This window comes from Inhella sp., assembly GCF_027532025.1.
GTDB lineage: Bacteria > Pseudomonadota > Gammaproteobacteria > Burkholderiales > Burkholderiaceae_C > Inhella.
This window is the reverse complement of sequence record NZ_JAPZSY010000001.1, coordinates 53266-63243: the sequence shown is the minus strand read 5'-3', so window position 1 is coordinate 63243 and position 9978 is coordinate 53266. Positions and strand designations below refer to the sequence as shown.

Genomic DNA, 9978 nt, shown 5'->3' with positions numbered 1-9978 from the left:
GATGTCGGGGGCTGCGGTGGGCAACAACCTGTCGGCCTTCAACATCTTGCGCCAGTTCCATGGCGGCAAACCCAAGGAGCAATTGCTCCGCGCCTACGACCGGCGCGACTTCGGCACCCAAGGCGAGCGCTGGCAGCACTGGCAGCGGGTGCTCGCCGGTGCGGCCAGCGGCGAGGGTGAGCCCGAGGCCTTCGACGCTGCGCAGCTGGCCACCCACTTGGATGAACTGGACCGCGCCCTGGACATCGCTTGCGGCCGGGGCGTGCGCGTGCATGCGTACTGGACGGTGTCGCATCCCGTGATCCTGCCGCGCGCCGTGGACCAAGCCCAGCTCAAGCTCGCGCTGTGGGATTTCCTGGCCCGCTGGCGCACACGCTGCCCGGGCGGCTTGAGCTACTGGGACTTTGCCCACCCCAACGCCATCACCTTCGAAGCCCTGCGCCAGGGCGATGCCGCGACCTCCCGCTACTTCCGGGCCGATGGCCACCCCCGACCCAGTGCCGGCCAGCTGATGACGGCCACCATGTTCGATCGCTCGTTCCTGCCCACCCCACTTCGAGACCTGTCCACCGATCTGATGCGCTTGGAGCGGCCGCAAGCCCAAGCCTGGATCGCCGAACGCGAGGCGCGCTGGCGCGGCGTGTGGGCACCCGGCGCGCGCGAAACTCTGCTGCAGGACCTGGAAGCCAGCAGCCAACACGCCAAGCCGTAGCATTCAGGCTTCACCGGAGCACCCCCATGAGCAGCACCCTGCGCCTCGACCGTTTCGCCGACACCCCGCTGCAACGCGAGCCCTACGAGTACCTGGTGGTCAGGGACTTCCTGACCCCCGAGGCGCTCGACGCCGCCCGAGCGGATTACCCCAAGGTGCCGGGTCCGGGCTCGCATCCCCCAGGGGGACTCACCATCCAGGGTGGCTTCAAGACGCTGATCGACGACTTCCACAGCCCCGAATTCCGGCAGGCGATCGAACACAAGTTCAACATCGACCTGACCGACCGACCCCTGATGTACACCGTGCGCGGCCACTGCCGGGCGCGAGACGGCCAGATCCACACCGACACCAAGAGCAAGATCATCACGATCCTGCTCTACATGAACGACGACCACTGGGACAACGCCAACGGTCGCCTGCGCATCCTGAAAAACGGCACCGACCTGCACGACTTCGTCGACGAAGTCGAGCCCGCCGGGGGCACGCTGCTGGTGTTTCGCCGCTGCGACCACAGCTGGCACGGCCACACCAGCTACGAAGGCCCGCGCCGGGCGCTACAGTTCAACTATGTCACCGACCAGTCGGTGGTCGAGCGCGAACAAAGTCGTCACGGCCTCTCCGCGTTCTTCAAGAAGCTGATGGGCCGCGACACGATGATGATGTGACGGCCATGAACGCCGACAGCGTGGCCAACGCCGACTCCGACGCCGCCTACCGCTTCGACCCGTCCAGCCTCGACGTCCCACGTCCTGCGGGCATCAGCGCCGTCATGCGCATCAAGAATGGCGCCGACTACCTGCGGCTGGCCATCGAGTCGCACCTGCCCTATGTGGACGAGGTGGTGGCTTGCTACAACGACTGCAGCGACGACACCGTCCCCATCCTGGAGCAACTGGCGGCCGAGCATCCGGGCAAGGTGCGGCCCATCGCGTACCGGCCCCAGGTGCACCCCATCCTGAGCGCTGCACACGCCGCCGCGCCCACGGAGTCGGTGCACTCCACCGCGAATTACTACAACTTCGCCCTCAGCCAAGCGCGCTACCGCTACGCCACCAAGCTGGACGACGACCACCTCGCCATCGACGTGCACCTGCGCCCCGCCATCGCGCTGGTACGGCAGGCGCTGGCCGAAGGACGGCGCGAGCTGTTCACCTTTTCGGGGCTCAACTTGGTGCGCAACCCCGACGGCCGCCTGGGCGTCTACACGCCCCAGCCCTTCGTGGGCACGGGCGATCACCTGTTCTTCCCGGTCTGCTCGCAGATCCATTTCGTGCAAGACCCGCGCACCGAGGTGTTTCGCTTTGGGCGCCTGGAGGGGCGGCGCATCCCCAAGCGCTATGTGGGCCTGCTTTACATGCACCTCAAACACTGCAAGCCCGGCGCCGGCTTCCACAACCTCGCCCCCGAGGCCCTGCAACAGGCCCAACAACGTTTCGGCCAAGACTTCGGCTGGATGGCCTTCGAGGACTTTGCCGCGCCCCGTCACTTGCGCCGCTTTCGCCAAACGGTGAACCCCCTGGAGTACTGGCTTCGCACCAACCCCGTGAGCCAAGGTTTGATCCATGCGCTCTCCGGCCGCCACGCGCCTCAAAAAATCGCCCGCTTGGCGCGCTTGGAAAGCGACTTGGCCGCCATCAACTTTGCCCGCGACGTGGAAGCGCGCGTCGCGGTGCTCTGAGCGGATGAGAGGACGTCGTTCATGGCTGCGGTGCGCAGGCCGATGCCCCACAACGCCCCTTCCGGCCGTCCCGTGCGGCAGCCGCTCGCTTGAACCGACCTGAGATGCTGCCCATCCTCTACATCAACCTGGACCGCGACCCCCAGCGCCGCACGGCGATGGAGCGCTCGTTCAACGGCTTGCCCCTGCAGCGATTCAGCGGCGTGCTCTGGACGGCACTGCCGCCGTCCGAGCAGGACGCGCTCTACAGCCCAGCCCTCAGCGCCCGCCAGTTCCACAAGCCTTTGGTCAATGGCGAGAAGGGTTGCTACGCCAGTCACATCGCCGTTTGGCGCTGGCTGCTGGCGTCGCCCCACGCGGGCGTCATCTTGCTGGAAGACGACGTTCGCCCCGCACCCGGTTTTGCCGTGGCTTGCGAAGCCTTGAGCCAGAACCCCGAGGACTGGGACATGGTCAAGCTGATCGGTCGCCCCGGCTTGGGCAAGCCGGAGAAGCTGCGGCGTCGCCAGCCACTATGCATCGGCTTCGAGCGCGTGGATTACCGGCGCGTGCCCAGCCTGACGGCCGGCTACGCGCTGAGCCGGCGCGGAGCCGAAAAACTGCTGGCCCACCGCGTGCCCTTCGGCCGCCCCATCGACGTGGACCTGCGCCACTGGTGGGAATGCGCCCACCTTCGTGTCCAGGGCCTCGAGCCCGCCGCCATCGAACTCGACGACACCAGCCTGGACAGCAGCATCGGCGCCAAGGTGGCCGAGCGCTCGCTGGCCGACAAATGGCGCAAGTTCCGTCACAAACTGAACTACTCGCTGGGCAATGCTTGGCATGGACGCGGCCGATGAGCACCGCCCTCACGCCCGCCAGCGCAACCAGCCCGGGCAGCCCCACCCAACGCCCCTTGGTGCTGGTGTCGTGGCACGGCGCCCAGGCGCCCTTGCCTTGCCTCCACCTGGACGCGCAGGCGCAGTTCGACTGGCTGCTGTTCGACTACACCGGCAGCCAGGCCAGCGGCGAGCGTGAGGTCAACGGCTTGCCGGTCACCGTGCTGGCCGAACCCACCGAGTGCAAGGGCGACATCTTTCAGGCCCTGTGCCGCTGGCTGCATCAAACCGGCCGCTGCCCTGAATACGTCGGCTTGATCGACGACGACGTGTGGATCGGGGTCAGCGACATCAACCGCGCCCTGCACTGGGCTCGCTGCGAACGCTTGGACGTTTTTTCGCCCACGCTGATGCACGACAGCCACTACACGCACCGCTGGATGCTGACCCAGCCACACCGGCTGTTCCGGGCGGTGGACTGGGTGGAAGTGATGATGCCCTTCTACCGCGGCGACCTGTTCCTGTCGGCGCGCGAGCACCTGGACGGCAACGTGTCCAGTTGGGGTCTCGACAAGTACCTGTGGCCCACCCTGCAGCAGTTGCGAGGGCAAACGCGCACGGCGCTGATCGACGCCGTCACCGCCAGCCACCGCCGCCCCATCACCAGCGGCAACAAAACCTACCGCACCGGCCGAACCGCCTTTGACGAGTTGCAGGCCATGCGCGAGCGCTCGCTGCAACTGTTGACAGCGCAACGCCCCGACCTCTTGGGCAGCGACTGGTACCGGCGCCTTTTCGAGCAACGGCACGTGCGCTCGCGCTGGCAACAGCTTTGGACGGCCCTGGGTCGGCCGCTTCGGCGCTGGCTGGAGCAAAGCACCTGAGCCCACGGGGACTTGGCGACAAGCGCAGCATCGGGGCTTTGGAGGACCCACCCATGCGCTCAGCCTACTCGCTCGTGATCGCCGCCGCCCTCGGCAGCCTGACCCCCAGCGCCCACGCCATCGAAGAGCCACGCTTTGACACCTTGCTCCAGCAAGGCCCGCTCGAAGTCCGCCGCTACGCGCCATACATGGTGGCCGAAGTGCGGGTGGGGGGCGAGTTCGAGCAAGCCGGCAACCGCGCCTTCCGGCTGCTGGCCAACTACATCTTCGGCGGCAACCAGGGTCAGCGTCAGATGGCCATGACCGCTCCCGTCATCCAGGCCCCAGAGCCCGTCAAGATGGCCATGACCGCTCCCGTGACGCAAAGCGCCACCGACGGCGGTTGGCGGGTGCAGTTCGTGCTGCCCTCCAACATCACCCCCGACAACGCCCCCGTGCCCAACAACCCGCAGGTGACCGTGCGCGAGGAGCCTGCCCGCACGGTGGCCGTGGTGCGCTACAGCGGCATGTGGACGGCCGGCAACTACGCCGAGCAAGTGGCTCTGTTGAAGTCCAGCGCCGCCCAAGCCGGCATCGCCCTCCAAGGCGAGCCGGTGCTGTCCCGCTACAACGGCCCCTTCACCCTGCCCTTCCTGCGCCGCAATGAGGTGTGGATGGACGTGGCCCCTGGGCAAACGCTGGAGAAACTGTCCAGCGCCTCGCAGGCCGGCAGCCTCAGATGAGGCGTCGCAGCAGCGCGTCGTAGCGTTGGCGCATCAAGGGCAGGCCGTGGGCCTGCAGCGCCTGCTGACGCGCCGCGTGCCCCAACCGCGCGCACAACAGCGGGTCAGTCAGCAGGCGACGCAGCGCTGCCGCCAACAAAGCCGGGTCCTCCGGGGGCACCAGCAGGCCGGTCTTTTCGTGTTCCAGCACCCCTTCGACCCCAGGCACCAAGGTGGCCACGCAGGCGCAGCCGGCGGCCATGGCCTCCACCAAGGCCAGGGGCATGCCCTCCCAACGGGTGCTCAGCACGAACACCCGGTTCCTCATCAGCAACCGCGCCACTTGAGGCTCGTAACCCAAAAACTTCACCTGCCCCCCCAGGCCCAGGCGCTCAACCAGGCGCTGCGCCTCCTGCTGGTGATGCTCTCGCCCACTGCCAGCCAGGTGCAAGGTCGGGGTCAGCTCATGCTCATCGCGCAGCAAAGCCAAGGCGCGGATGAGCGTGGGGTGATCCTTCTGCCGCGCGAAGCGTGCACTCATCACCACATCCGGGGCACGAGCGGCCATCGGATGCTCGTCCGCGCTGGCGAACTTGTCCACGTCCACGCCGTTCGGGATGGCTTGCACCAGTTCGGGGGGCATGCCCAGGCGCAGCAGCGCGCCCGCCACACCCTCGCTCACGCCCACGATGGCGTCGGTTCGGGCGGCCAGCTTGCGGGCTTGCCACAAACGCCAGCGGGTGTAGCGCTCGCGCGAGTTGTGTTCCACATGCACGCGGCGCGGAACCCCAGCCCACAAGGACGCCCAACGGCCCAACAGGTGCTCCGGAAAGCCGTGCGCCACCATGACGTGGGGCTGAAAACGACGACAGAGCCGGGCCAATGCCCAAAGAGTGGCCAAGTGGCTCCAGCCCGGCACGATCTCCAGGGCCAGGCCAGAGTCACGGAGTCTTTGCACCCGCTCGGGGTCGGTGCTTCGCTTGCGCCGCAGCACCAGCAGGGGCTCGAACTCGGTGCCTTGGGCCTGAGCCCGGGCCAGGTCGATGGCCACTTGAGTGGCGCCTGAGAAGCCGCCGGTGACGAAGTGGATGACGCGAATGCGCTGCGAACTCATCGGCCAAGTTTAGGAGCCCCGAGAATCCGCGCCAGCCATGAGTTCGACGCACCCCGACCCCATCCCCCTGAAGCCCACCGCGCAGCGGGTGTTGGGTTTCGTGACCCCTCACCGCCGCGGCCTGTTCGCGGCCATCGGCGCTTACGTGCTGGCTGCCTGCACCGAGCCTTTGATCCCGCAGTTGCTGAAGGTCGCTCTGGACGACGGCTTCTCCAAAGAAGCCCCCTTCCCCCTCTGGTGGGTGCCGGTGGTGCTTATCGGCTTGTTTGCGCTACGAGGCGTTTTCAGTTTTCTGGGCCAGTACCTGCTGCACTGGACCATTGGCCGCACGGTGGTCGACCTGCGCCGGGCACTGTTGGACGCCTTGCTGCGCGCCGATGCCAAGGTCTACACCCAGATGAGCGGCGGGGCAGCCGTCACCAAGGTGGTGGGCGACCCGCAGCAAAGCATCCAGTTGCTGGGCACGGCCTGCATCACGGTGCTGCGCGACGGACTGCCAGCGCTCGCCATGCTGGGCTACTTGCTCTACATCAATTGGAAGCTGACGCTCTTGACGCTGGTGACCCTGCCGGTGATGAGTTGGGTGCTGAAGAAAGTGAACCGGCGCGTGCGGCAGACCGGCACCCGGGCCTACGACGCGCAGATTCACCTCTCGGGTGTGGTGGACGACATCGCCCGCGCCTGGAAGCTGGTGCGCAGCTTCAACGCCGCTGCCTTCGAGCGCGAGCGTTTCGCCCAAGCCGCCGCTGCAGTGCGCCTGAACGCCTTGAAGCAAACCGCGGCCAACGCGCTGGCGCAGCCGCTGTCGCAGATGGTGGCCTCGGTGGGCATCTCGGTCATCGTCAGCATGGCGCTGTACCAGGGCCGCGAAACCGGTGCCACGCCGGGCGAGTTCGTGGAGTTCGTCGGGGGCTTGCTGCTGTTGATGAGCCGCGCCCGCCACTTGGCCGAGGTGGCGCAGCCCATCACCAATGGCTTGATCGTGGCTCGCGGCTGCATGGACCTGCTGGACACCCCGGCCGAAGCCGACCCCGGGAGCACGGTGCTGGAGCGGGCCCGTGGCGACTTGGACCTGCAAGACCTGCAGCTGACCTACCCCGGCGCCAACCACCCCGCACTGAACGGCCTGAGCCTGCGCATCCAGGCCGGGCAAACCGTGGCCTTGGTGGGCCCCTCGGGCGCGGGCAAGAGCAGCGTCATTCACCTGCTGCAAGGCTTTGCCGAACCCCAGGGCGGACGCTTCTTGGTGGACGGGGTGGATGCCGCCAGCCTCACCCGGGCCAGCCTGCGCTCGCAGTTTGCGGTGGTCAGCCAGGACATCGTGCTGTTCGACGACACCGTACTGGCCAACGTGGCCTACGCCCAAACGCCCGACCCCGCCCGCGCCGAGGCCGCGCTGCGCGACGCCGCGCTTTGGGACTTCGTGCAAACCTTGCCCCAGGGCCTGCACACGCGCATCGGCAACAACGGCAGCACGCTCAGCGGCGGGCAACGCCAGCGCCTGGCCATCGCCCGCGCGCTGTACCGCGACGCCCCGATCTGGATTTTTGACGAGGCCACCTCGGCGCTGGACACCGAAAGCGAACGCGCGGTGCAAGAGGCCTTGGCTCGGCAACAGGGGCGCAAAACGCTCATCCTCATCGCCCACCGCCTGAGCACCGTGCGCCATGCCGATGCCATCCATGTGCTACAGGCCGGCCGCGTGGTGGAAAGCGGCACGCATGCCGACCTCATGGCCCTTGGGGGCGCCTACGCGGCGCTGGTGAGCCTGGGGGACGAGGCCTAAGATCGACCCATGCTCCAAGGCGTGCGCACCCTGCTGCTGTTGACCCTGCTGCTGGCCTTGCCGCTCAAAGGCATGGCCGCCGTGGGGTTCATGGCCTGTGCCCCGCTGCCCACCCCGCCCTCCGCCCTGTCGGTGGCGATCGCCGTCGCAGCACCGGCGCCCTGCCACGGTGAGCACAGCCAGACCATGGCGCCCCAAGACAGCGATGCACCGGCCCCTGAGCTTGCCGCCAGCGGCAAGCCCGGTTGCCAAACCTGCGCGCCCTGCTGCACGCCGGCCATGCCCGCGCCATGGCCGCTGCTGCCCACCGCCCCCAGGGAGCAGGCCGCGCCCGTGGCCGCGCTGCCCACCGGGGCCACCGACGCGCCCCACCCGGCCCTGGACCGCCCTCCGCGCAGCGCGCGCTGACCGCCTCGTCCCGCCCCCACCGCCTCGCGGTGGGCTGGCGCACCGCCCACCCACGCCGGCGGTGCGCGCCTTGTCAGCGCATGCCCCATGACTCCCCTGCCTTGCCCGCCGCCGCTGGTGGCCTGTGTTCTGGCCAGCGTCTTGCTGGCACCCATCGCCACCCCCCACGCCCAAGAAGCGCCCCCCCACGCGGGCGCCGTCCCACCCAGCATGGCCAGCGTGTTGGATGCAACCGCCCCCGTGCCACGCCCCGTCACGCGCGAGGCCTGGCGCCGCTGGTCGGCGCTCGGCCTGGAGCCCCTACCGCCCCTGGATTGGCGGGCGGCCAACGCCCAAGTGCTGCGCGTGGGCGGCTGGCGCACCTACGCCCGCGAGCCCCTGCCGGGCACCGAGCTGCAGCCCACGCCAACCCCCAAGGGTGAGCCGCGATGAAGGCCCGCCGAGCCCACCGCTGCCGCTTGGCGGTCACCCTGACTCTGGCCATGGCCCTGGGCGGGTGCGCCACCGCGCCCCCCGAGGCGTCGGCCCCCTGGGTGCACGCCGAAGTGAACCGGCGCCTACCGCCCGGAGCAGCCAGCACCGAGCCCCCCGCGCCCTTGAGCGACACCGCGCTGCGCGAAGCCCTGGCGCAGCCCCTGGACGCCGACGCCGCGGTGCGCCTGGCCCTGCGGCAGCACCCCAGCGTGCACGCGCGCCTGCACCGCCTGGGCGTCGCCGAGGCCGAGGCCTGGCAGGCCCTGCAATGGCCCAATCCCGGGCTGTCCCTCGGCCGCCTGAGCCAAGGCGGCGCCCTGAGCTGGGAAGCCGGCCTGCACCTGGACCTGGTGCGCCTGCTGATGCGTCCTCAACGCCAGCGCGTAGAAAGCGCCAAGCTCCAGGCCGAACGGCGCGAAGCGGCCGCCGAGCTGCTGCGCTGGGCCCACGCCACGCGCCGCGCTTGGGTGCAGGCCGTGGCCGCCCAAGAAGCCTGGCGCTACCAACGCCAAGTCATGGACGCCGCCGAGGCCAGCGCCGAATTGGCGCGCCGCATGGAAGCCGTGGGCAACTTCAACGCCCTGCAGCGGGCCCGGGAGCAAACCTTTCTGGCTGAGGCTGCGCTCGGTCTGGCCCGGGCGGAACAACGCCGCCACCAGAGCCGCGAGCGGCTGGTGCGGCAACTGGGCCTGTGGGGCGAGTCGGTCGATGCGCTGAAACTGCCCGACCGCCTGCCCCCCTTGCCTGCCACACCGCCCCCCTCGGCAGGGCTCGAAGCCCGCGCGCTGCGCGAGCGGCTGGACATCGACGCCGCGCGCTGGACCCTGACCCAGAGCCAGGCCGACGCCGACCTCGTGCGCGGCACCCGTTGGGTCGATGCGCTGGCCTTGGGCCGCAATTGGCACCGGGGCCACGACGAACCCACGGAAACCGGCTGGACGCTGAGCCTGGCCTTGCCCGTGTTCGACGGCGCTGGCCCCCGCGTGGCCCGCGCCCAAGCGCTGCAAGCGCAGCGGCTCCAGGAACTGGCCGCGCTGGCCCTGCAAGCGCGATCGGAGGTGCGCGAAGCCGACCTGCGCCTGCAGCACGCCCACGACATCGCCCGCCTGCACCGCGACGCCCTGCTGCCCTTGCGTCAACGCATCGCCGACGAGCAACTGCTGCGCTACAACGGCATGCTCACCGGGGTGTTCGAGTTGTTGGCCGACACCCGCGCCCAAATCCAGGCGGTGGCCTCCACCATCGACGCCCTGGAGGCCTACTGGTTGGCCCAGACCGACCTCGACCAAGCCCTCATCGGCAGCCCTGGCGCCAGCGGTGCGGAGCCCCACGCCGCGCCCACTGCTTCGTCCTCCTCGCCCTCCCACGCCGCCGTGACGGCCCCCCACTGAAAGCCCGCA

General features: G+C 69.2%; 11 protein-coding genes. 10 read left to right on the top strand and 1 reads right to left on the bottom strand.

The window, feature by feature from the left end; genetic code table 11:
- The 6 genes from O9335_RS00255 to O9335_RS00230 all read left to right on the top strand — a co-directional run.
- Nucleotides 1–712 (top strand): hypothetical protein (locus O9335_RS00255; RefSeq protein WP_298381786.1); only part of this gene is annotated, 712 nt, incomplete at its 5' end.
- Between the two features lie 26 nt (nt 713–738).
- On the top strand, nt 739–1380 hold the full coding sequence (locus O9335_RS00250) for a 2OG-Fe(II) oxygenase (RefSeq protein ID WP_298381784.1): 642 nt from the start codon (nt 739–741) through the stop codon (nt 1378–1380).
- 5 nt (nt 1381–1385) lie between these two features.
- Nucleotides 1386–2393 (top strand): hypothetical protein, encoded by a 1008-nt coding sequence (locus O9335_RS00245; protein WP_298381781.1) that lies wholly within the window; start codon nt 1386–1388, stop codon nt 2391–2393.
- A 104-nt stretch (nt 2394–2497) separates the two neighbouring features.
- Nucleotides 2498–3232, top strand: coding sequence for a glycosyltransferase family 25 protein (locus tag O9335_RS00240; protein ID WP_298381778.1), 735 nt, complete (start codon nt 2498–2500; stop codon nt 3230–3232).
- Nucleotides 3229–4095 (top strand): hypothetical protein, encoded by an 867-nt coding sequence (locus tag O9335_RS00235; RefSeq protein WP_298381775.1) that lies wholly within the window; start codon nt 3229–3231, stop codon nt 4093–4095. The genes O9335_RS00240 and O9335_RS00235 overlap by 4 nt, the downstream gene beginning before the upstream one ends.
- A 53-nt stretch (nt 4096–4148) precedes the next feature.
- A complete protein-coding gene (locus O9335_RS00230) occupies nt 4149–4817 on the top strand; it encodes a heme-binding protein (protein WP_298381772.1) in 669 nt (222 codons plus the stop codon).
- Here the strand turns inward: O9335_RS00230 and O9335_RS00225 are convergent.
- Nucleotides 4810–5910 (bottom strand): glycosyltransferase, encoded by a 1101-nt coding sequence (locus O9335_RS00225; RefSeq protein WP_298381769.1) that lies wholly within the window; start codon nt 5908–5910, stop codon nt 4810–4812. The genes O9335_RS00230 and O9335_RS00225 overlap by 8 nt on opposite strands.
- Before the next feature lie 37 nt (nt 5911–5947).
- Between O9335_RS00225 and O9335_RS00220 the strand changes: the two genes are divergently transcribed.
- The 4 genes from O9335_RS00220 to O9335_RS00205 all read left to right on the top strand — a co-directional run bounded on the left by O9335_RS00220 (nt 5948) and on the right by O9335_RS00205 (nt 9969).
- The gene (locus tag O9335_RS00220) at nt 5948–7696 is read left to right on the top strand and encodes an ABC transporter transmembrane domain-containing protein (protein ID WP_298381766.1); all 1749 of its coding nucleotides are present in this window, start codon (nt 5948–5950) and stop codon (nt 7694–7696) included.
- A 9-nt stretch (nt 7697–7705) separates the two neighbouring features.
- On the top strand, nt 7706–8104 hold the full coding sequence (locus tag O9335_RS00215) for a hypothetical protein (protein WP_298381762.1): 399 nt from the start codon (nt 7706–7708) through the stop codon (nt 8102–8104).
- 87 nt (nt 8105–8191) lie between these two features.
- Nucleotides 8192–8536, top strand: coding sequence for a hypothetical protein (locus tag O9335_RS00210; protein WP_298381758.1), 345 nt, complete (start codon nt 8192–8194; stop codon nt 8534–8536).
- Nucleotides 8533–9969, top strand: a complete 1437-nt coding sequence (locus tag O9335_RS00205; RefSeq protein WP_298381755.1) for a TolC family protein — start codon at nt 8533–8535, stop codon at nt 9967–9969. Before O9335_RS00210 ends, O9335_RS00205 begins: the two co-directional genes overlap by 4 nt.
- Nucleotides 9970–9978: the final 9 nt, after the last annotated feature.